Raw genomic sequence first — 22,200 nt, forward strand, 5'->3', positions numbered from 1 at the left:
TAGCACGAAGCAGGACGTGCAAACTTGCGTCAGGGGTTCGGGGACCGCTCTTCCAGCACCAGCAGCTGGGCGCGGCGCACCCGCTCGCGATGGGCGATATAAAGACCGCTGGCGACGATGAAGGCGGCGCCGACGACCGTCCAGATATCCGGGACCTCGCCGAAGATGAAGAAGCCCAGAATGCTGACCCAGAGCAACTGCGTATAGGAGAACGGCGCCAGCACCGAGGCATCGCCGTAGCGATAGGCCAGCACGATGATCCACTGGCCCACGGTCGAGGCGACGCCGATCACGATGCCCAGCCCGATCGCGGTCCAGCTCGGCGTGACCCAGACGAACGGCACCATGACGCTGAGGATCGCAACGCCGGTCAGCGCGGAATAGGCCATGGTGGTGAGCACCGCTTCGCGACCGCTCATCATCCGCGTCAGGATCAGCGCGGCGGCCCAGCAGAACGCCGAGATGATCGGGAAGAATGCGGCGGCATGGAACGCGCTCGTGCCGGGCCTCAGGATGATCAGAACGCCCGTCAAGCCGATCGCGGTCGCGATCCAGCGCCGCATGCCGACCTTCTCGCTCAGGAAGATGATCGACAGTGCGGTGACGAATAGCGGCGAGACGAAGCCGGTGGCGGAGGCTTCGGCGATGGGCAGAAATGCAAGGCCGGTGATGAAGAACAGCGACGAGCCGAGGAGTGCGGCGCCGCGCATCAATTGCAGACCGAGCCGCTCGGTGCGCATCGCATGCAGTGGCGAGCCCGGCAGCATCACGGGCGTGAATAGCAGCGCGAACGTGACGAAGCGGATCCAGGTGATCTCGATCGAAGGCAGGCTGGTCGACAGATATTTCGCGGTGACGTCGGAGCAGCCGAGGAAGATCGTCGAGAGCAACACCAGCGCAATGCCCTTGAAGGGATGATCGACGCGCGCAGGCGCGCGGCGAGCCTGCTGCTTCTTCTCCGGAACGGGCATGGGAATACTGTCGAGCCTTGCGGCTGCGGCGGGCGGCGGTGTCACAGCTGGAACCCGGGCAAAATGCGAATCGAGAACAGCCGTAAAAAACGACATCTGCTCCGCATTCACAACTTCCGAAAACAGGATGCCGATATGCGCGAGCCGCCGCGCGCGTCAATGCTCCGTTAATCTTGCCCGTTGTGCACTACAGCATGGGCAGGCCGCGCGGCTTCGGCCCGCGCGGAAACACCGCGTCGAGCGCCGCAATCTCGTCCTTCGTCAGCACGAGGTCGCCTGCCGCCGCATTCTCGCCGGCATGTTCCGCAGACGAGGCCTTCGGAATGGCGAACACCGTAGTCGCACGGGTGAGAAAGCTCAGCGCAACTTGACGCGGCGTCGCACGTCGCGCCTCCGCGATGCGCGCCAGCACGGCGCCGCCCTTGCTGCTGCCTGCGGGGAAATCGTCGTGGCCGAAAGGGGAGTAGGCAACGACGGCAACATTATGCCGTTCACACCACGGGATCACCGCATGCTCGATCGCGCGTTCTTTCAGGTGGTAGAGCACCTGGTTGCAGGCGATCCGCCCCTCGCCGGAGACGTCGAGAATCTCATCGAGATCGTCGGCATCGAAATTGGAGACGCCCCAGGACTTGATCTTGCCTGATTGCACCAGCTCCTCGAACGCAGCGACGGTGTCCTCCAGCGGATAGGAGCCGCGCCAGTGCAACAGATAACAGTCGAGCCGGTCGGTCTTCAGCCGCTTCAGCGAGCGCTCGCAGGCGGTGATGGTGCCGCGGCGCGAGGCGTTGCTGGGCAGCACTTTCGAAACGAGGAACACTTCATCGCGCCGGCCTGCGATCGCATCCGCAATGACGAGCTCGGCATCGCCGTACATCTCGGCGGTGTCGATGTGGGTCATGCCAAGATCGAGCCCGCGCTGCAGCGCCGCGATCGCGCGCTTGCGGTCGCCGTGGTCGAGATACCAGGTGCCCTGCCCGATGACGGAGACGCTGGCGCCGATCTTGCCGAAGGGTTTCTTGTTCATGGTCGCTCCGATCTCCGCTGTTATTTTTCCCTCTCCCCGTTCTTACGGGGCCGCGACGAGCTTCGCTCGCGCTGAGAAGGTCGGGGTGAGGGGCTGCTTCCGCAAACTCGATAACAAAGAGACTCGCGGAGGCCCCCCTCACCCGCCGCGCTTTGCGCGTCGGCCTCTCCCCGCAAGCGGGGAGAGGCGAAGAGTCCGCGCTACAATCCCCCGATATCCGCCACCAGCACGCTGCCGGTCGCGGACTCCGTGATATAGAGCCGATCCTTGTTTTCGCCACCGATCGCGACATTGGTGCAGTTCGGTCCCGCGCACGATTTGATGCGCGCGATCAGTTCCCCGTTCGGCGCGAACACGAAGGCGTGGCCGAGCGAGGGGTGGCCGACGAACAGGCGGCCCTTGGCATCCATGGTCAAGCCGTCGGGGCCGCTGGTGCCGAACAGCGAGCAGAAGCGGCCGACCTTGGACACGCTGCCGTCCTTCATGAACGGCAGCCGCCACACCGCGTTGTCGCGCGTCATCGCAACGAACAGCACGGTTTCGGTTGGGTCGAGCACCAGGCCGTTCGGACTGATGCCGGTGTCGAGCAGGCAGTCGAGCCGGCCGTTCGATGCCAGCCGATAAACCCGCCCGCTCGGATCATGCAGCCCGGTCTGGCCCTGATCGGTGAAGTAGATATCGCCGTTGGAGGCGAGATGCAGATCGTTGCAGCCGCGGAACGATTCCGAATTGCGCCCGGTCAGGACCGGCTTGACGCGGCCGGCTGCGGCATCGAGCTCCATGATGCCATGCCTGTAGTCGGCGACCAGGATGCGTCCGTCGGCTGCGATCTTCAGCCCGTTCGGCCAGCCCTCATATTCGATCACGAGCGACCATTCGCCGTCGGGCGCAATCCGGAAGATGCGGCCGAACGGAATGTCGACGATATAGAGATTACCGTCCTTGTCGAATGACGGCCCCTCGATGAAGCTCTCGGTCGGTATGTTCGGCCGGTTGGCGTCGGCCCAATCGGTTCGCACGCCCTTGCGGCGAAACTTGTCGGGCATGGCGGTGAACAGCCTGGTCTCGATCAGGCGCGGCGGCGTTTCCAGGTACATCATGGTCGTTGTGGATGTTGAAAGGAGCGCGGCACCATACGGCACATTAGCCGGCGCGTCGATTGGGGTGGTCCACATTGCAATGGTGCGGGCGCTGCGTAGGGTGGGTTAGCCCCGGGGCTGCGCGAAGCGCAGTCCCTTGGCGTAACCCCCCTCTTTCGCTTCCGCATTGACGAAGAGTGGTGGGTTACGCTGCGCTAACCCACCCTACGAGACCTATCCCGCCGCGCTCGCGACCTTCGCCTGCTGTGCAGGCACTTCCGTCATCGCAATCAGGCGTTTCAGCTCGGGGATGCAGGAGCCGCAATTGGTGCCGGCCTTGAGCTTGGCGCCGATGTCGGCGGCGGTGCGCGCGCCGCTGGCGATGCTGTCGCAGATGGTGCCGCGGCCGACGCCGAAGCAGGCGCAGACGATGGGGCCGGTCGAGGCCGCGCCTTCGCTTGACCTGCCCGACAGCAGCATGCGGCGCTGCTCGTCGCTGACCTGATCGGCCGCGAACAGACTCTTCACCACCTCCCAGTCGCCGGCATCATGCGCGGGGCCGACGAACAGGCAGGTCTCGATGCGATCGCCTGCGAACGAAGCTGCGCGAAAAACCCCGCCGCCGAAATCGCGATATTCGGCAACGTCCTCGCCGGCGACGCTCTCGAGCCAGGCGGGCCAGCGGGCGAGATCCGCGTTGTCGGCGAAAAGATAGCCGAAGCCGCCGCTGACGGTCACGCGCGTCCACAACAGGTTCTGCGGCAGATCGAGCGGCTTGCGCGACAATGCAAAGCCGCGGAAGACAAATTCGTAAGGCGCGATCGCGGCCGGCGTCGCCTTGGCTTCCGGCTGCCCCGAGAACGGATCGGTGAACGGTGCGACCATCGCCCCGACGCGGCCGTGCGAGGCGTTCATCGCGCTCCAGTGGATCGGTACGAACAGCGTGCCGCGCTGCTGCCGCTCGCTGACGACGGCCTTCAGGATGCACTGACCGTAATCGGTGCTGATGCGGGCATAGCCGTCATGGACGATGCCGTATTTGCCGGCGTCGTCGGGATGGATCTCGACGAAAGGCTCGGGCAGATGCGCGCCCAGGCGCTGGCTCAGCCCCGTACGCGTCATGGTGTGCCACTGGTCGCGGATGCGCCCGGTGTTGAGCCTCAGGGGACGCGACGGACCGGTCTCGCCGCGTAGCGCCGGCACCTCCGGTGCAATGAAGCGGCCTTTGCCGTCATTGGTGAAGAAGCCGCCTTGCGCGAAGAAGCGCTCGCCGGGCATCCCGCCTTCGCGCACCGGCCATTGCACCGGCTTCAAACCATCGAAGGCATCGTCCGACAGCGAGGTCAGCGCGCCGATGTCGAAATCGCGGCTGCCATTGTTCTCGAACGCCGAGAGCGCGGCATGCTCGCGGAAGATATCGGCGGCCGATTTGTAATTGAAGCTGTCGCCGAAGCCGAGGCGCTTTGCGGTCTCGCTCAGGATCCACCAGTCGGGACGCGCTTCGCCCGGCGCCGGCAGGAACGCGCGCTGGCGCGAGATGCGCCGCTCGGAATTGGTCACCGTGCCTGACTTCTCGCCCCAGGCCAGCGCCGGCAGGAGCACGTGCGAGCCGGCCGCGACGGTGTCGTTGGAGAGCACGTTCTCGGACACCACGAACAGCTCGAGCTTCTTCAGGGCATCGCGCACCATGTCGGCATCGGGCAGCGACACCGCGGGGTTGGTGCCCATCACCCAGAGCGCCTTGACCTCGCCGCGGTTGATCGCCTCGAACAGCTGCACCGCTTTCAGCCCCTCATGGGTGGCGATGCGCGGCGCCTTCCAGAACCGTCTGACGCGGTCGATGTCGGGCGGCGTGAAGCCCATATGGGCGGCGAGCATGTTGGCGAGGCCGCCGACCTCGCGGCCGCCCATCGCGTTGGGCTGGCCGGTCAGCGAGAATGGCGAGGCGCCCGGCTTGCCGATCCGCCCCGTGGCGAGATGGCAGTTCAGGATGGCGTTGACCTTGTCTGTGCCCTGCGCCGACTGGTTGACGCCTTGCGAATAGAGCGTGACGACCCTTTCGGTATCGCGGAACATCCTGAAGAAGGTGGCGACTTCCTGCTCGGAGAGGCCCGTGGCGAGCGCGGTCGCAGTGACGCTGCCGGCGATGTTGCGCGCGCGCGCCAGCGCATCATCGAAGCCAGACGTGTTCTGCGCGATGTAATCCCGGTCCAGCACGCCATTGTCGGCGAGATGCACGAACAGGCCGGAGAACAGCGCGGTGTCGGTGCCGGGCCTGAGGCCGAGGAACAGGTCGACATCGCCGGCGGTGTCGGTGCGGCGCGGATCGATCACGATCATGCGGGCGCCGCGCTCCTGCCTGTTCTTCAGCATGCGCTGGAACAGCACCGGGTGGCACCAGGCCGCGTTCGAGCCGACGAAGACGAGCAGATCGGCCTGGTCGAGATCCTCATAGCAGCCGGGCACGGTGTCGGCGCCGAAGGCGCGGCGATGGCCGGCGACCGAGGACGACATGCAGAGCCGCGAATTGGTGTCGACATTGGCGGTGCCGACAAACCCCTTCATCAGCTTGTTGGCAACGTAATAGTCTTCGGTGAGGAGCTGGCCGGAGAGATAGAACGCGACCGCGTTGGCGCCATCGCGCGCCACGATGTGCTGCATGCGGTGGGCGACGTGGTCCAGCGCATCGCTCCAGGCGACCCGCTCCAGCACGCCCTTGCAGCGGATCATCGGATAGAGCAGCCGCCCTTCCAGGCCGACGGTCTCGCCGAGCGCGGAGCCCTTTGAGCACAGCCGGCCGAAATTGGCGGGATGATCGGGGTCGCCCGCGATCGCCGCGCCGCCCTTGCCGTCGGGCGTCGCCAGGACGCCGCAGCCGACGCCGCAATAGGGACAGGTGGTCTTGGTGGTGCGGAGATTTGGATCGATCGCCGTCATATCACGCCGCTTTCGAAGGCTGCGCCAGCGCGCGGCCGAACATCATGTCGGTGCGGATCGAAGCGACCTTGTCGCGATTGCGGATCAGCTCGAGGTACCAGAGCGCATCGATCGTATCGCCGATCAGCACCGCCCCGGTGAGCCGACCGTCGGCGATGACGAGCTTCTTGTAAGTACCGCGCCTGCGATCCGACAGCACGAGGCTCTCGCTGCCCTCCCCGCCCATGAAGTCGCCGGCGGAGAACACGCTGACGCCGGAGACCTTCAGATTGGTCGAGACCACGCTGCCCTGATAGGCGGCGGGCCGGCCGGCCAGATGCCGCGCCAGCACGCGCGCCTGCTCGTAGGCGGGCTCGACCAAGCCATAGCAGGTGCCGCGATGCTCGGCACATTCGCCGAGCGCAAAGATGTCGGACGCGGAGGTCTGCATCACGTCGTTGACGACGACGCCGCGGTTGACCGCGATCCCCGCCTCTTTCGCCAGCGCGACGTTCGGCTTGATGCCGGCGGCGAAGATCACCGCATCGGCCTCGATGCGGCTGCCATCGGCGAGCTCGACGGCCTGGACTTGGCCCTCGCCGTGGATGCGGGCCGTCGCGGCATTGAGCATGACGCGGATACCCTTGCGCTCGACCAGCGTCTTGAGCAGGTCGGCCGCGGGCGCGTCGAGCTGACGCTCCATCAGTCGATCCATCAGATGCAGCAGCGTCACGGGCGCGCCGGCCTTGGCGAGACCGTAGGCCGCTTCCAGCCCGAGCAGGCCGCCGCCGACCACGACGACGCGCTTCCTGGCCGCGGCCAGTGTCAACAGCAGGTCGACGTCGCGGGTGTCGCGAAACGTGTGCACGCCGGCAAGATCGGCGCCTGGCACGTTGAGCCGCAGCGGCGTCGATCCCGTGGCGAGCACGAGCTTGGAATATTCCATGCTCTCCTCGCCCGCGATCTTGAGCTCACGGCGGCCGACATCGATCTCGCTGACGCGATAGCCGTAGCGCACCGTGACGCCGCGGTCTCGCCACCAACCGGCCGGCCGCAGCTCGATCTCGTGCGAGCCGGTCTCGCCCGCCAGCACGGAGGAGAGGAGCACGCGATTGTAAGCGAGCCGCGGCTCTTCGCCGATCACGGCGACCGCATAGCGGCCGAGCGCGGTCTTGGCGAGCTCGTCGACCAGACGCGCGGCCGCCATACCGTTGCCGACGATGACCAGCGGTTCACTCACAACGCATCTCCTATTCGGCGGCCTGCGCTTGCGCGCCGTAGGCCTCGGACATCATGTAGCCGGACAGCACGCCGTAGGCGTCGGTCCAGGCTGTGGCGAGTTCGGGCGTCCAGGCCTCGCCAAGGCCCTTTTCGAGGGTCCACAGCAAGGTCGCGCCGACCACGGGGTAGTGCTCGGCCTTGGCGCCATAGTCGACGTGACGCTTGGCGAGCGCGGAGGCCGCGGGAAGAATCGATTCCAGGTTCGACAGGCCGCCGACCACGGCGGCGAGCATGCCCATCAGCTTCTTGCGCTGCTCGGTCATGTCCTCGGGAAACATCGCGCGCACGGACGGTGCCACCTCGAACAGGCGGTCGTAGAACAGCACCGCGGCGGCTTCCGAAATCGGGGCGACCTTGGCGAAGCTCTGCTGAATGAGAGTAATCTGCTCGGGCGTCATGATGTTCTCCTGTCTGTTTCGGTCTGCCTTCGTCCGCGCCATTGCGGACAAAGTTCATGGATCAAACGTCATCAGAGAGACTTCTCCCCGCGTACGGGGAGAAGCGACATTCGTGCCAGTTTGTCGTGCTCACACACGCGCCTCGGCGAGGCTTGGCGCGCCTTCGCCCTGCGGGCTGCGACGCAGGTAGAACCACCAGGTCAGAGCGAGGCAGGAGGCGTAGAAGGCGAGATAGACCACGAGCGCGAGCTGCGGCCCGCCGGTCATGGCGATCGACTTGCCGAATCCGCTCGGGATCAGATAGCCGCCGACGGCACCGACCGCGCCGATGAAGCCGACCGCCGCGCCACTCTCGATGCTCGCGGTCTTCAGGGCAGCGCTGCGTGCCGCATCGCCCTTGCCGCGCACCTTGAACAGGTTCTCCTCGCGGAAGATCGAGGGGATCATGCGGTAGGTCGAGCCGTTGCCGATGCCCGTCGTCACGAACAGGATCAGGAACATCGACAGGAAGCCGATGAAATCCTTGTGCCCCACGAAGTAGAGCGCGCCGACCGTGGCGCCCGCCATCACAATGAAGTTCCAGAACGTGATGATGGAGCCGCCGACCCGGTCCGCGAGCCAGCCGCCGAGCGGACGCGACAGCGAGCCGACCAGCGGGCCGAGGAAGGCGATCGAGATGGTCACGGTGGGGAACTGCGTCTTCAGCAGCAGCGGAAACGCCGCCGAATAGCCGATGAAGGACCCGAACGTGCCGATATAGAGATACGCCATGATCCAGGTGTGCTTGCGCTTGACGATCGCGAGCTGGTTCTTCACCGACGATTTCGCCGTGGTGAGGTTGTTCATGAAGAACACCGCGCCAAACACCGCGATGCCGATCGGCAGCACCCACATCAGGCCGGCATTCTGCAGGAAGATGCCGTCGACGGGCGTCGCCTGATACAGGTTGAAGACGGCGAGCGTCATCAGGATCGGGGTCAGGAGCTGCACGCTGGAGACACCGATATTGCCGCCGGCCGCGTTGAGGCCGAGCGCCCATCCCTTCATCCGGTCGGGAAAGAAGAAGGAGATGTTGGTCATGCTGGAGGCGAAGTTGCCGCCGCCGAGACCCGCGGTCGAGGCGACCAGCAGCATGAGCCAGAACGGCGTGTCGGGCTGGCTGACGAAATAGGCGAGCGACAAGGTCGGGATGAACAGGATCGCCGCGCTGAAGATGGTCCAGTTGCGGCCGCCGAACGTCGTCACCGCGAAAGTGTAGGGAAAGCGCATGAAGGCGCCGATCAGGCCCGGCACGGCGACGAGCTGGAACAGCTGGTCGGTGGTGTAGTGGAAGCCGGCCTGCGGCAGCTTGGTGGTGACGATGCTCCAGATCAGCCAGACCGAGAAGCCGATATGTTCGGCGACGATGGACCAGATCAGGTTGCGCCGCGCGATCGACTTGCCAGTATTGTTCCAGAACGCCTCATCCTCGGGGCGCCAGTCTGAAATCCAGCTGGAGTTCAGGGTCGGATTCTTCGTCATTGCGTATCCCTTCCAGGCTCACCGCTGCGTCGTTGCAGGCTCTGCCTCCGGTCACGGAGGCGCGCTCCGAGGCTTCACCCCGGTGGCGAGATCACGATGCTGATTGATGATGTTGAGGGACGTCGTCGTTGGCGTCGCGCGAAGACGTTTCAATTTCCGTGCCAGTTGCGCGCACGCAGGAAACACAGGGATTTCAGGATGTTATTCGTATTGCCCGAATCGTTTGCAGGGCTTTTCCGCACGCAAAATTTGCGTTTCGCTCAATCCCTGTGCGACGCACAAGGATTGAGCTTGATGTCGATTAATTAAGCGCGGGCGTATCCCGCGTGAACGCGTGACTTACGCGGCTTCGACGAAGCGATGACGCTCGTAGAGGAATTCGAGCACGCGCTGGCGACACTTCAGATATGTGGCGTTGGTCGCGAGGTCGAGCCGCTTGCGCGGCCGCGCCAGCGGCACTTCCAGCACCTCGCCGATGCGCGCGCTCGGTCCGTTGGTCATCATCACGATGCGGTCGGACAACAGCACGGCCTCATCGACGTCGTGGGTGATCATCAGGATGGTGTTGCCGAGCTTCTGATGCAGCGCCATCACCGAGTCCTGCAAGTGGGCGCGGGTCAGCGCGTCGAGCGCGCCGAACGGCTCGTCGAGCAGCAGCACCTTCGGCTCCATGGCCAGCGCCCGCGCGATGCCGACGCGCTGCTTCATGCCGCCGGAGATCTCCGATGGACGCTTGTCCCTGGCATGGGCCATCTGCACGAGGTTGAGATTGTGCATCACCCAGGCGTCGCGCTCGGCACGGGACTTGGTCTTGGCGAAGACCTTGTCGACGCCAAGCCTGACGTTTTCGTAGACGGTCAGCCACGGCAGCAGGCTGTGGTTCTGGAACACCACGGCACGATCGGGCCCTGGCGAGTTCACCTCGCGGTTTTCCAGCAGCACGCCCCCCATCGTGGCGCCGGTCAGCCCTGCGATGATGTTGAGCAGGGTCGACTTGCCGCAGCCGGAATGGCCGATGATCGAGACGTATTCGCCTTTCTCGATCGTCAGATTGATGTCCTTGAGCACCTCCGTGGTGGCGGTGCCGCGGGTGAAGACCTTGTCGATGTGGTCGAGTTTCAAGTAGGCGGTCATGTCCCCTCTCCTCAGTTCTGCGCGGTGCCGCGGGTGACGACCTTGCCGAGCCCCGCGATCAGGCGGTCAAGCACGAAGCCGATAATGCCGACATAGAACAGCGCCAGGATGATCTCGCTGATATGCGAGGAGTTCCAGGCGTCCCAGATGAAGAAGCCGATGCCGACGCCGCCGATCAGCATTTCGGCGGCGACGATCGCGAGCCACGACAGGCCGATGCCGATGCGCAGGCCCGTGAAGATGTAGGGCGCCGCCGCCGGGATCATGATCTTTGCGAAGAATTCCAGCGGATTGAGCTGCACCACCGCGGCGACGTTGCGATAGTCCTGCGGGATGTTGCGGATGCCGACCGCGGTGTTGATGATGATCGGCCAGATCGACGTGATGAAGATGACGAAGATCGCGCTAGGCTGGCCGTCGCGGAAGGCCGCGAGCGAGAGCGGCAGCCAAGCCAGCGGCGGAATCGTGCGCAGCACCTGGAACAGCGGATCGAGCCCGCGCATCGCCCAGACCGACTGCCCGACCAGCACGCCGAGCGCGATGCCGGCGATCGCCGAGAGCGAGTAGCCGAAGGCGACGCGCTGGAGACTGGCGGACAGATGCCAGAACAGGCCCTTGTCGATGCCGCCACGGTCGAAGAACGGATCGAAGATCAGCTCCTTCGTATCCGCAAACACTTTTGAGGGCGGCGGCAGCGCCGAGCCGGCTCTGCGGCAGACCAGCTCCCACACCAGCGTCAGCAGAGCGATCACGATCAGCGGCGGGATCACGCGCACGGCGGTCTCGCGTGCCATGCGTGCGTAAGCCTCAGTACGCGGGGGACGCTTCGGCGTCAGCGTGACGACCGGCGCAATCGTTGCGGCAGGCGTCGCGGTCTCAACCTCGATCTTCGTGGCAGTCATGTTCATCGCTATCTCTCTCCGGCGTGGCAGGGACGATGCGGCCGCCCCTAAAGGCGGCCGCAGGGCTCCATCAGACTTCGACGCGCTTGATCGCGAGCGACTTCAGATAGGCGGCCGGATTTTCGGGGTCGAACACCTTGCCGTCGAAGAAGGTCTCCTTTCCGCGCGAGGTGGTGGCCGGAATGTCGGCGGCGGCGACGCCGAGGGTCTTGGCCGCATCGCGCCACATGTCCTCGCGGTTGACCTTGGCAATCAGCGCCTTGGTATCGAAGTTCGGCTCATACTTGCCCCAGCGGATGTCCTCGGTGAGGAACCAGAGATCGTGGCTCTGGAACGGATAGGAGGCATGATCGCGCCAGTACTTCATGACGTGCGGCGAGTTCTCGACCACCTTGCCGGGGATGCCATAGTCGAACTTGCCGGCGGTGCGATCGTAGACGTCCTCGACCGGGCAGTTGATCCACTGCCGCTTGGCCATGATGGCGGCCAGCTCCTGCTTGTTTTCCGCCTTGTCGGCCCATTGCTGGGCTTCCAGCACGGCCATTAGGATCGCCTTGCTGGCCTTCGGGTATTTGTCGACGAAGGCCGCGCGCATGCCGAAGGACTTCTCCGGATGCTTATTCCAGATCTCGCCGGTGTTGACGGCGGTGTAGCCGATGCCCTGGTGGATGAGCTGGAGATTCCAGGGCTCGCCGACGCAGAAGCAGTCCATGGTGCCGACCTTCATATTCGCCACCATCTGCGGCGGCGGCACCACGATGGTCTCGATGTCCTTGTCGGGATCGATGCCGCCGGCGGCGAGCCAGTAGCGGATCCACAGATCGTGGGTACCGCCGGGGAAGGTCATCGCAGCCTTCACGGCCTTGCCGGACGCCTTCTTCTTCTCAAGCGCCGCCTTGAACGGCGCCGCATCGGTGCCGAGCTTGAGGTCGGCATATTCCTTGGCGACCGAGATGCACTGCGCATCGAGATTGAGCCGCGCCAGGATGTACATCGGCGTCGGCTGGTTGTTCTGCGTCACCTTGCCGGCCGAGATCAGGTACGGCATCGGGGTGAGGATGTGCGCGCCGTCGATGCCGTTGCCTTCGGAGCCGAGCACGAGGTTGTCGCGCGTGGTGCCCCAGGACGCCTGCTTCTGCACGTCGGTGTCAGGCACGCCGTGCTTGGCGAACAGGCCCTTGTCCTTGGCGACGAACAGCGGGCCGGCATCGGAGAGCGCAATGAAACCGAGCTTGGCTCCCTTGACCTCGGGGCCTGCGTCCTGCGCGAAGGCGCCGGCGGGGAAATTCAGCTTGGCGGCGGCGAGCAGTGCGGCGGTCGAGCCGGTGGCTTTCAACAATTGACGGCGGCTGAGGCCAGTCTCGGAGGGCCGGCGAATGCGCTTGGTCATAGGTCGTGTCGTCCTTTTGCGTCGTTGCGGAATGATTGCGTCAGTGCGCACGAGCAGCCCGTCCGTCCGTGACGCCAGAAAAAGGCGCATGCGAACGCGCGACGGGGAGACCCCGTTTGGGTGCGTCAGCAATTCGGATGAGAAGTCTCGCGGGACGGCTTCAATGGCGTCGGCCTGGAACTATTCAAGCTTCATGCCAAGCCTGCCACCGCCAAAAATGATGGATAATCAGATGCTTGGTAATTCCGCGTCTGACTAACGCAGCCCTGTTCCGCACGCGAAGTTTGCGATCTGCTCAATCCTTGTGCGTCGCACAAACGTTGTGCAGTCGCTCAAGCAAGAGGCGGCGCAGTTCTGCCAATCATCCCCCCTGCAGCTGACATCCAGCTGAATTTGCTCGCTTTTTCGATCGACGCACCACGGCACACAAATTGCTTCTAAGGTTGCGTCAACGACGACTGCGGCTTGGCCGCATTGATGCAGCCTCTGGCGGCTGCATCCCGGAAGCTCACCTGCTTCGCGGTCTCCGGCTTCAGAGTCCTCGTGACGCGATTCCCAAGGCTTCCAGACTTTCCATAGCCCTCGTGCGCGGCAGGCTGCCCGCACGGCCGATGACGTTCAGCCGCGCCCTCGTCGGGGGCGTGTCGATCTCACTTACCAAGCAAAAGGAACCATTGATGTCGTATCTCGCGCCTTCGGAATTCGTCACCAAGATGGTGGATGCGGGCGAGTCCAAGATCTTCATGTCCACCCGGGATACCATCATCCGCGCCTACATGGCCGGCGCGATCCTGGCCCTCGCAGCCTGGTTTGCCGTCACGATCACCGTGAACACCGGCCAGCCGCTGGTCGGCGCGCTCTTGTTCCCGGTCGGCTTCGTCATGCTCTATCTCCTGGGCTTCGACCTCCTGACCGGCGTGTTCGTGCTCTCGCCGCTCGCGCTGATCGACAAGCGCCCGGGCGTTACGCTCAACGGCGTGCTGCGCAATTGGGGTCTCGTCTTCGTCGGCAATTTCGCCGGCGCCTTCACCGTCGCCTTCATGATGGCCTTCGTCACGACCTTCGGCTTCACGCAGGCGCCCGACAAGGTCGGCGCCGCCATCGGCAATATTGGCGAGGGCCGAACCCTTGGCTATGCCGCGCACGGCGCGGCCGGCATGGCGACGCTGTTCCTGCGCGGCATGCTCTGCAACTGGATGGTCTCGACCGGCGTCGTCGGCGCCATGATCTCGACTTCCGTCCCCGGCAAGGTCATCGCGATGTGGATGCCGATCCTGGTGTTCTTCTACATGGTGTTCGAGCATTCCGTCGTGAACATGTTCCTGTTCCCGTCGGGCCTGCTGCTCGGCGCGAAGTTCTCGATCATGGATTATCTGATCTGGAACGAGATCCCGACCGTGCTCGGCAACCTCGTCGGCGGCCTCGCCTTCACCGGCATGACCCTCTATGCCACCCACGTCATGACCCTGCCGAAGCGCCAGGCGGAGAAGGCTGCAAGGCCCCGCGTCGCGGCCTGATCGAATAGGTATCGACAGGGGAGCCTCGCCCAAGCACGGTGAGGCTCCCCTCTCCCGGTGATGACGATGCCCCGCGGACTCCAGATTTCGGTCGGCCAGCATTCCGACAAGGGTCGCAAGCCCATCAACCAGGACTTTCACGGCGTCCTGATTCCGGAAGAGCCGCTGCTCAGCCTGAAGGGCATCGCGGCCGTTCTCGCCGACGGAATTTCCTCGAGCACGGTAAGCCAGATCGCCAGCGAGTCGGCGGTCAAGAGCTTCCTGATGGACTATTACTGCACGTCGGAGTCGTGGACGGTGAAGACCTCCGCCCGCCGTGTGCTGGAGGCGACCAATTCCTGGCTGCATGCGCAGACGCGCAAGAGCCAATATGCCTATGACCGCGACAAGGGCTATGTCTGCACGCTCAGCGCCATGGTCATCAAGGCAACCACCGCGCACATCTTCCATGTCGGCGATTGCCGCGTCTATCGCGTCGCCGGCAAGGCGCTGGAGCAACTGACCGACGATCACCGCATCATCGTCTCGTCCGAGCAGACCTATCTCGGCCGCGCGCTCGGCATCAATCCGCAGCTCGAGATCGACTATCAGGCGATCGAAATCGAGGCCGGCGACACGTTCCTGCTGGCAACCGACGGTGCGTACGAGTTCGTCGATGCGCGTTTCGTCACGAGTGCAATCGACGAGCACGCAGCCGAGCTGGACGGGGCGGCGAAGGCGATCGTGGAGGAAGCCTATCGGCGCGGCAGCGACGACAACATCACCGTGCAGATCCTGCGGATCGATGCGGTGCCGCAGCGCGATCCGGCCGGCATCTTCAATCAGAGCTCAGAATTGCCGCTGCCGACGCTGCCGGAGCCGCGGGCGATCTTCGACGGCTACCGGATCGTCCGCGAGATCCACGGCAGCAGCCGCAGCCATATCTACCTCGCCGTCGACACCGAGACCGAGCAGCCGGTCGCGCTCAAGCTGCCGTCGGTCGACCTACGCGACAACGCCGCCTATCTCAAGCGCTTCTTGATGGAAGAATGGATCGCACGCCGGATCGACAGCCCGCATGTGCTCAAGCCGCTGTCGCAGTCGCGGCGACGCGGCTATCTCTACGTCGCGACCGAGTTCGTCGAGGGGCAGACCTTGAAGCAGTGGATGACCGACAATCCGCGGCCCGATCTCGAAACCGTGCGCGGCCTCATCGAGCAGATCGCCGCAGGCCTGCGCGCCTTCCATCGCATGGAGATGCTGCATCAAGACCTCAGGCCCGACAACATCCTGATCGACAAGACCGGCACCGCCAAGATCATCGACTTCGGATCGGTCAGGGTCGCCGGCGTGGCCGAGGCGGCGTCGCCAGGGGAGGCCGACGAAATCCTGGGCACCGTCCAGTACACGGCGCCGGAATATTTCCTGGGGCAAGGCGGCTCGCCGCGCTCCGACATGTTTTCTCTGGCCGTGATCTGCTACCAGATGCTGACGGGAAAGCTGCCCTACGGCACCCAAATCGCCAAAATCCGGCGCAAGGCGGATGTGCGAAAGCTTAAATATCGCGCCGCCGACGATGACCGCAACGTTCCCGCCTGGGTCGACGGCGCGCTCCGGCGCGCGCTCCATCCCGATCCCTACAAGCGGCACGAGGATCTCTCGGAATTCATCTTCGAGCTTCGCACGCCCAACCCGGCCTATCTCGACACGCGCATCACACCGCTCCTGGAGCGCAGCCCGCTGATGTTCTGGAAGCTGACAACGGCGGCGCTCGCCTGCGCCGTCGTCGTGCTGCTGGCCTTGCTGCATGCGCGCTGATCAAGATTGCCGCTCGCCACATGATCGATAGCGAGCGGCGCAGCCAGCCCGCCTGCGCTTCTGCTCTGGCAAGCCTCAAACGGGGGCCGCGATCTCGGCGACGAAGTCGCGATAGGAGCGCAAGGGACGGCCCAGCATGCCGGTCAGACGCTCGACGTCGCCGGGCTCAGGGATCATTCCCTCGGTGAGGAAGCGCTCGCCCATCACCCGCATGTCGAAAGCCATCCAGGGCGGCATGAACTGCCTGAGGTTCTTCTCGAACCCCGCGGTGTCGTCTCCGCCGTAGGCGATCGCGCGGCCGAGCACCTCCGACCAGATCGCGGCGGCCTTCGCGCCAGTGAGTGTCTCAGGGCCAACAAGATTGATGCGTTCGAGCGGAAGCGGCGCTGCGGATGTCTCGCGGCGGATCAGTTCGATCGCAGCGATCTCGCCGATGTCGCGCGCGTCGATCATCGCAAGGCCCTTGCTGCCGATCGGCATCGGGTAGACGCCATATCCGGTCACGGCATCCTTGATCATGAGTTCGTTGTTCATGAAATAGGCGGGCCGCAGGATGGTCGCCTTGAAGCCCATCTGCTCGATCATGCGCTCGACCCCGAACTTGCCGGCGAAGTGCGGCACATTCACGTAGAGGTCGCTGTGAATGACCGAAAGATAGACGAACCGCTCGATGCCGGCTTCGCGGGCAAGGTTGAGCGCAGTCAGCGCCTGAGTGAATTCGTCGGGCACCACGGCGTTGAGCAGGAACAGCGTCGAGACGCCCGAAAACGCAGTGCGCACGGAATCGACGTCCAGCAAGTCGCCCTGGGCGACGGCGACACCTGCCGGAAGGTTGGCCTTCTCGGGATTTCGGACGAGTGCGCGCACATCGGCGCCGCGCTTGACGAGTTGCTCGACGACGTTGCGGCCGATGGTGCCGGTGGCGCCGGTAACGAGGATGGTCATGGGATCACTCCGGTTGGGTATTGGAAGACACCCGGAAACTAATGATCCACATGCGAGCCGATAGTCGTTATATTTGGACAGACCGTCTCATTGGTGGAACAGATGGATTTGCTTGCGCTCGCCGATTTCAATCTCGTCGCCCGTCACGGAGGGTTCGGAAAGGCCGCGCGAGCAGCGGGGCGTCCGAAAGCGACCTTGTCTCGACGTGTGTCCGAACTGGAGAGCAGTCTTGATCTGCGTCTGTTCGAGCGCGGCGGGCGCACGCTCAAGCTCACCCAGGAAGGGCGCGCGCTCTATGAGCGGACGGGCGCACTCCTCACCGAGCTCGACGAGACCGCGGCCGCGATCGCCTCGGGCGGGGACAAGCCAAAGGGCAGGTTGCGGATCAGCGCACCCCTGCTCTTCTCGCAAACCGCGATGGGCCGTCTCGCGGCCGGCTTCGCCCTTCGGCATCCGCAAGTCGGGCTCGAAGTCACGACCGATGACCGCTACGTCGACATGATCGAGGAAGGCTTTGATCTCGTGATCCGGGTCAATCCCGATCCGGATGAAAGCCTGGTCGGCCGCATCTTCTTGCGCGACCGAATGCTGGTCGTCGCCAGCCCCGCTCTGAAGCACCCGAGAGGAAACCTCGCCGTTCCGGCCATCGTGCGCGGCGATGACAAAGCTGCGACTTGGGACATCAGACGGCCAAGCGGCCCATCGCGCATCGCGATCGATCCCGTGCTTCGACTGTCATCCCTGATGATGGTTCGCGATGCCGTGAGAGCCGGTATCGGCGCCGCGAGGCTGCCGCTGTCGCTCGTCAGCCACGATCTTGCCGCCGGCACGCTCGTTCGCTGGGGCGACGTCGAGGGAGCCGACATCGCCCTATGGACGCTCTATCCCTCGCGGCGATTGCTCAGTGCGCGCGTCTCCGCTTTCCTCGATCATCTGAAAGACGCCTTTCCAAAGGGTACGCCCGACGAGTTGGCAGCCTATATCGGGGGATGACTGAGATTTCGCATCCTCACGCCGGCTCGGTCGCCTTCATCCCGAGCGGCTTCGGCGCCATGCCGCCGCCCGGCTTGAGGTGGAATTCGTAAGTCATCAAATGCCACCGCCCGTTCGCCCTGGTGCCGTCGGGCATCTCAAGGTCGTTGCGCGGCTCGACCTTGGCGACGAGGTCGTCCTTCACGCCGAACACCACGTCGGAGTCGAGATATTTGTCACCGTCCATGAAGACGTGCGTGATCAGCGGCTCATAGCCTCTGGCATTGACCAGGAAGTGCACATGCGCCGGGCGCATCGGGTGGCGGCCGGTCTGCACGATCATCTCGCCGACCGGACCATCGGTCGGGATCGGATAGCTGCACGGCAGGATGGTGCGGAAGAAGAAGCGGCCATCGTCATCGGTGATGAAGCGCGCCCGCGCCGAGGCGCCGACCTCATCGTAGTTCGGCTTCTGGGAATCGTAGAAGCCGTCGTCATCGGCGTGCCAGACGTCGACGGGAACGCCGGCGAGCGGCTTGCCCGCGAGATCGGTGACGCGGCTCTGCACGAACATCCGCTCGCCGGTCTGGTTGTTCGGCGAGATGTCGGTGCCGTGCGCAGTCACCTTGTGCTCGCCGACATAGAACGGGCCGAGCACTGTGGTCTCCGTGGCACCGTCGCGATCCCTGTGATTGACGGCGTCGACCAGCATGGAGACGCCGAGCACGTCGGACAAGAGGATGAATTCCTGGCGGGTGTCGGTGCATTTCTGCCCGGTCCGGGTCAGGAAATCGATGGCATATTCCCATTCCGCGAAGGTGAGACCGGTCTTGCTCACGTAATCGTGCAGCGACCTCACCAATTCCTGCAGCAGAAATTTCGCGCGCGTGTCGGGCGTGTGGTCGAAGCTCCTGACGACGGCTTCGGTGAGTTCGGTCTCGGTGAACTGAGTCATGGTGCGTTTGCCCTCGCGTTCTTCTCGTTGGCCCCGGCGGGCTCCTTGCGTTCCGAGCCCGAGTCTACACCAGCCGGCCCGGCCTCGTTAAGCGCAACCGGCTTGGAATGCGGCCGTCATTTCGGTATCAACTTTCCGACAAAACGCCCCGGAGGAACTGATGCTCGCCCCCACCCCCGCTTCGCCCGAATCCGTCGGCATGTCCAAGGCCGCGCTCGACCGCGTCGATGCGCATCTCAAGCGCCGGTACATCGATGCCGGGCGTTTCCCGGGCACGCATCTCCTGGTCTACCGCCGCGGCAAGGTCGCGCACAGCTCGGTGCAGGGCTTTGCCGATGTCGAGCGCAAGGTGCCGGTGAAGGACGATACGATCTATCGCATCTATTCCATGACCAAGCCGCTCACCAGCGTCGCCTTCATGATGCTGGTCGAGGAAGGCCTCGTCGCCATCGACGAGCCCGTCGCCAAATACATTCCGGAGTGGAAGGACCTCGGCGTGTTCGTCGCCGGCACCTACCCGGCGTTCCTGACCCGGCCGCCGTCCCGGCCGATGCTGATCGTCGACCTCTTGCGCCACACCTCTGGGCTCACCTATGGCTTCCAGCAACGCTCCAACGTCGATGCCGCCTATCGCACTGAAAAGATCGGCGAGGTCGAGAAGTCAGGCACACTCCAGACCATGGTCGAGGGCCTGGCCAAGATCCCGCTGGAGTTTTCGCCGGGCGAGGCCTGGAATTACTCCGTTGCAACCGACGTGATCGGCTATCTCATTGGCAAGATCTCCGGCATGCCGTTCGAGCAGTTCCTGAAACAGCGCATCCTCGATCCACTTGGCATGACCGACACCGACTTCCACGTCCCGGCCTCGAAGGCGCATCGCTTCGCCGCCTGCTATTCCGCCGATCCCGGCGGCGGCATGACCTTCCATGCGAGCCAGCGCCGCGAGGGGCTGACGCTCCAGGACGACCCGGCAACGAGCTCGTTCCTGTCGCCGCCCTCGTTCATCTCCGGCGGCGGCGGGCTGTGCTCGACCGTTGCCGACTATCTGACCTTCTGCCGTGCGCTGCTCAATGGCGGCGAGCTCGGCGGCGTCAGGCTGATCGGGCCGAAGACGCTGGCGCTGATGACGACCAACCACATTCCGGGCGGCCGTGCGCTGCCGGAAGTCTCGCGCTCGCTGTTCTCGGAAGCGACCTATAACGGCATCGGCTTCGGTCTCGGCTTCGCCGTCACCATGCGCCCGGCCGAGACATTGATCGCCGGCAGCCCCGGCGAATACAATTGGGGCGGCGCCGCCACGACCTCGTTCTGGATCGATCCGGCCGAGGACCTGATCGCGATCTTCATGACGCAAGTGCTGCCGTCGAGCGCCTATCCGATCCGCCGCGAGCTGCGCAGCATGGTCTACGCCGCGATCACCGAAAGCAATCTGTAGTCCACCGCAACGACCCCGCGACGCCGGCCGCGGGATCACGCCATCGCCCCTCACTTGAGCATTTCCGGCACGATCAGGCGCGGCAGGAACAGCGACACGCTGGGCCAAATGATCACCGCCGCCAGCACGAGTAGCATCGGGATCAGCATGATGACCGTGTCCTTCAGGGCATAGCGCAGCCGCACGCCCGCGATCGAACAGGCGATCATCAGACAGAGGCCGTAGGGCGGCGTCACCAATCCGAAGGCCAGCGAGACGATGGAGATGATCGCGAACTGGACCGGATGCAGATCGACGGACCTGGCGAGCGGCTCCAGCACGGTGCCGACGATGATGATCGCGGGGATGGCGTCGAGAAAGCAGCCCACCACCAGAAAGCAGAAGGCGATGAAGAAGCCGGCCGCGACGGGACCCATGCCCCATGTCGAAACGTTCGCCAGCAGTTCTTGCGGGATCTTGTAATAGGCCAGCAGCCAGCCGAACGCACTGGCGGTGCCGACGCAGAACAGCGCCACGCCGGCGAGGCGCCCAGTGTCGAGCAAGGCTCTGTACAATTCGCGGATTCCCGTCTCGCGGTAGAAGAACGCCGAGAGCACGACGGAATAGAGCACGGCAACGCAGGCGGACTCGGTCGCGGTGAACCAGCCGAGCAGAATGCCGCCGACGATGATGAACGGCGTTATTAACGCGGGTATCGACCGCCAGATGGCGCATCGCATGTCGACCCAGGTCGACTTCGGATAGGTCGGGTAGCCGCGGCGCACCGCATAGACGTGCACCGTCGCCATCTGCGCGCCCGCGATCAGCAGCCCGGGCACGATACCGGCCAGATACATCGCTGCGATCGAGGTCGAGATCAGCCCGCCCCACACGATCATCAGGATCGAGGGCGGGATGACGACCGCAAGAACCGCGGAGGCCGCCGTGATGGCAATGGAGAACGAGAGATCGTAGCCCTCCTTGGTCTGCGCATCGATGAAGATCTTCGATTGGCTCGCCGCATCCGCGGTGGAGGAGCCGGAGATACCGGCAAAGAACACCGACAGCACGACGTTGATCTGCGCCAGCGACCCCGGCCAGTGCCCGACCATCGAGCGCGACAGCGCCACCAGGCGATCCGTGATGCCGCCGATACTCATCAGGTTCGCCGTCAACAGAAAGAACGGCACCGCGAGCAGGATGAACGAGTTGTACGCGTTGAAAGTCTCCTGCGCGAGCGTCATCAGCGACAGGCGCGGCTCGATCAGAAGGATCGGCACGCAGGCAAGGCCCAGCGCGAAGGCGACCGGCACGCGCACGATCAGCAGGCCGACGAAGACCCCGAACAGCACCATGGCGGCCTGTCCGGCAGAAAGTACGGTGCCGTTCATTGCTGTGCCCCGACCAGAACGCGCATTTCATCGAGCATCTGTTCGCCCGCAAACACGATCCATGTCACGCCGGCCACCGGCCAGGCGACGTGGATCAGCCAGAGCGGCAGATCGGCCAGCTCCGACGTCCTGTTCCAGGCGAAGCGGGTGAATTCGATGCCGGCCGACACGAACACGAGGGCCAGTGCCAGCACGCCGAGCCGCGCGATGATCCGCACCGCGGCCTCCGACCGCCGCGACAAATCGGGCCACACGTCGACCTCGAAATGCTGAGCCTCGCGAATGCCCACCATGGCGCCGATCATGATCGTCCAGATGAACAGGAATCGCGCCATCTCTTCGGTCCAGATGTAGGAGGGAATGAACGGCGTGTAGCGCGAGACGATCTGCAATGTGACGGGGATGACCAGGATGCCGACGCAGGCGGCAAGCAGGAATTCCAACAATTTCGCATAGGCCGCGGTGACGCGACGCCACAGCGACGGTGTGGACGGGACGTGCATTTCGGACATTGGAGCTCCGTACGGCGCTCATCCGCCATGTCCGGGCAGGAAGCGGGGCCTGCCCGGAATGCTGTCGGCGGACTGGGC

Annotated in this window: 18 protein-coding genes; 4 read left to right on the forward strand and 14 right to left on the reverse strand. The window is 64.5% G+C overall.

The window, feature by feature from the left end; genetic code table 11:
- Window positions 1-29: 29 nt before the first annotated feature.
- From ACTEK7_RS10160 to ACTEK7_RS10205, 10 genes are all read right to left on the reverse strand, one after another.
- A complete protein-coding gene (locus tag ACTEK7_RS10160) occupies window positions 30-971 on the reverse strand; it encodes a DMT family transporter (protein WP_057027221.1) in 942 nt (313 codons plus the stop codon).
- A 187-nt stretch (window positions 972-1,158) separates the two neighbouring features.
- On the reverse strand, window positions 1,159-1,998 hold the full coding sequence (locus ACTEK7_RS10165; RefSeq protein ID WP_225143717.1) for an aldo/keto reductase: 840 nt from the start codon (window positions 1,996-1,998) through the stop codon (window positions 1,159-1,161).
- Window positions 1,999-2,198: 200 nt separating this feature from the next.
- The gene (locus ACTEK7_RS10170) at window positions 2,199-3,095 is read right to left on the reverse strand and encodes an SMP-30/gluconolactonase/LRE family protein (RefSeq protein WP_225134242.1); all 897 of its coding nucleotides are present in this window, start codon (window positions 3,093-3,095) and stop codon (window positions 2,199-2,201) included.
- A 216-nt stretch (window positions 3,096-3,311) separates the two neighbouring features.
- A complete protein-coding gene (locus tag ACTEK7_RS10175) occupies window positions 3,312-6,014 on the reverse strand; it encodes a nitrate reductase (RefSeq protein WP_225146121.1) in 2,703 nt (900 codons plus the stop codon).
- Window position 6,015: 1 nt separating this feature from the next.
- Entirely contained in the window at window positions 6,016-7,233 is a 1,218-nt protein-coding gene (locus ACTEK7_RS10180; protein ID WP_225112658.1) for an NAD(P)/FAD-dependent oxidoreductase, read from the reverse strand.
- A gap of 10 nt (window positions 7,234-7,243) precedes the next feature.
- Window positions 7,244-7,672, reverse strand: coding sequence for a globin family protein (locus tag ACTEK7_RS10185; RefSeq protein ID WP_212368566.1), 429 nt, complete (start codon window positions 7,670-7,672; stop codon window positions 7,244-7,246).
- 129 nt (window positions 7,673-7,801) lie between these two features.
- Window positions 7,802-9,193 carry an MFS transporter gene (locus ACTEK7_RS10190; RefSeq protein ID WP_225127413.1) on the reverse strand — a complete coding sequence of 464 codons (1,392 nt, stop codon included), beginning with the start codon at window positions 9,191-9,193 and terminating at the stop codon, window positions 7,802-7,804.
- 339 nt (window positions 9,194-9,532) lie between these two features.
- Complete coding sequence (locus ACTEK7_RS10195) at window positions 9,533-10,327, reverse strand: ABC transporter ATP-binding protein (RefSeq protein ID WP_036004558.1); 795 nt, start codon at window positions 10,325-10,327, stop codon at window positions 9,533-9,535.
- An 11-nt stretch (window positions 10,328-10,338) separates the two neighbouring features.
- A complete protein-coding gene (ntrB, locus tag ACTEK7_RS10200; protein WP_225146122.1) occupies window positions 10,339-11,235 on the reverse strand; it encodes a nitrate ABC transporter permease in 897 nt (298 codons plus the stop codon).
- Between the two features lie 64 nt (window positions 11,236-11,299).
- Window positions 11,300-12,619 (reverse strand): CmpA/NrtA family ABC transporter substrate-binding protein, encoded by a 1,320-nt coding sequence (locus ACTEK7_RS10205; RefSeq protein WP_036004553.1) that lies wholly within the window; start codon window positions 12,617-12,619, stop codon window positions 11,300-11,302.
- A gap of 677 nt (window positions 12,620-13,296) precedes the next feature.
- Between ACTEK7_RS10205 and ACTEK7_RS10210 the strand changes: the two genes are divergently transcribed.
- Both ACTEK7_RS10210 and ACTEK7_RS10215 read left to right on the forward strand, forming a co-directional pair.
- Complete coding sequence (locus tag ACTEK7_RS10210; protein WP_036025912.1) at window positions 13,297-14,136, forward strand: formate/nitrite transporter family protein; 840 nt, start codon at window positions 13,297-13,299, stop codon at window positions 14,134-14,136.
- Window positions 14,137-14,196: 60 nt separating this feature from the next.
- Complete coding sequence (locus tag ACTEK7_RS10215) at window positions 14,197-15,933, forward strand: bifunctional protein-serine/threonine kinase/phosphatase (RefSeq protein WP_225146123.1); 1,737 nt, start codon at window positions 14,197-14,199, stop codon at window positions 15,931-15,933.
- A gap of 75 nt (window positions 15,934-16,008) precedes the next feature.
- Here ACTEK7_RS10215 and ACTEK7_RS10220 read toward each other — a convergent pair whose 3' ends face one another.
- Entirely contained in the window at window positions 16,009-16,878 is an 870-nt protein-coding gene (locus ACTEK7_RS10220; protein WP_057026771.1) for an SDR family oxidoreductase, read from the reverse strand.
- Window positions 16,879-16,980: 102 nt separating this feature from the next.
- Between ACTEK7_RS10220 and ACTEK7_RS10225 the strand changes: the two genes are divergently transcribed.
- A complete protein-coding gene (locus tag ACTEK7_RS10225) occupies window positions 16,981-17,871 on the forward strand; it encodes a LysR family transcriptional regulator (RefSeq protein ID WP_225146124.1) in 891 nt (296 codons plus the stop codon).
- A 16-nt stretch (window positions 17,872-17,887) separates the two neighbouring features.
- On the opposite strand, the gene ACTEK7_RS10230 is transcribed toward ACTEK7_RS10225, so the two are convergent.
- Window positions 17,888-18,805, reverse strand: a complete 918-nt coding sequence (locus ACTEK7_RS10230; protein ID WP_225146125.1) for an intradiol ring-cleavage dioxygenase — start codon at window positions 18,803-18,805, stop codon at window positions 17,888-17,890.
- A gap of 160 nt (window positions 18,806-18,965) precedes the next feature.
- Here ACTEK7_RS10230 and ACTEK7_RS10235 point away from each other — a divergent pair, with 160 nt between their 5' ends.
- Window positions 18,966-20,240, forward strand: a complete 1,275-nt coding sequence (locus ACTEK7_RS10235; protein ID WP_225134150.1) for a serine hydrolase domain-containing protein — start codon at window positions 18,966-18,968, stop codon at window positions 20,238-20,240.
- Window positions 20,241-20,290: 50 nt separating this feature from the next.
- Here ACTEK7_RS10235 and ACTEK7_RS10240 read toward each other — a convergent pair whose 3' ends face one another.
- The gene (locus ACTEK7_RS10240) at window positions 20,291-21,610 is read right to left on the reverse strand and encodes a TRAP transporter large permease (RefSeq protein ID WP_036025880.1); all 1,320 of its coding nucleotides are present in this window, start codon (window positions 21,608-21,610) and stop codon (window positions 20,291-20,293) included.
- Window positions 21,607-22,122 carry a TRAP transporter small permease gene (locus ACTEK7_RS10245; protein WP_225146126.1) on the reverse strand — a complete coding sequence of 172 codons (516 nt, stop codon included), beginning with the start codon at window positions 22,120-22,122 and terminating at the stop codon, window positions 21,607-21,609. Before ACTEK7_RS10245 ends, ACTEK7_RS10240 begins: the two co-directional genes overlap by 4 nt.
- Window positions 22,123-22,200 lie beyond the last annotated feature (78 nt).

The organism is Bradyrhizobium sp. JHI2711, assembly GCF_056156565.1.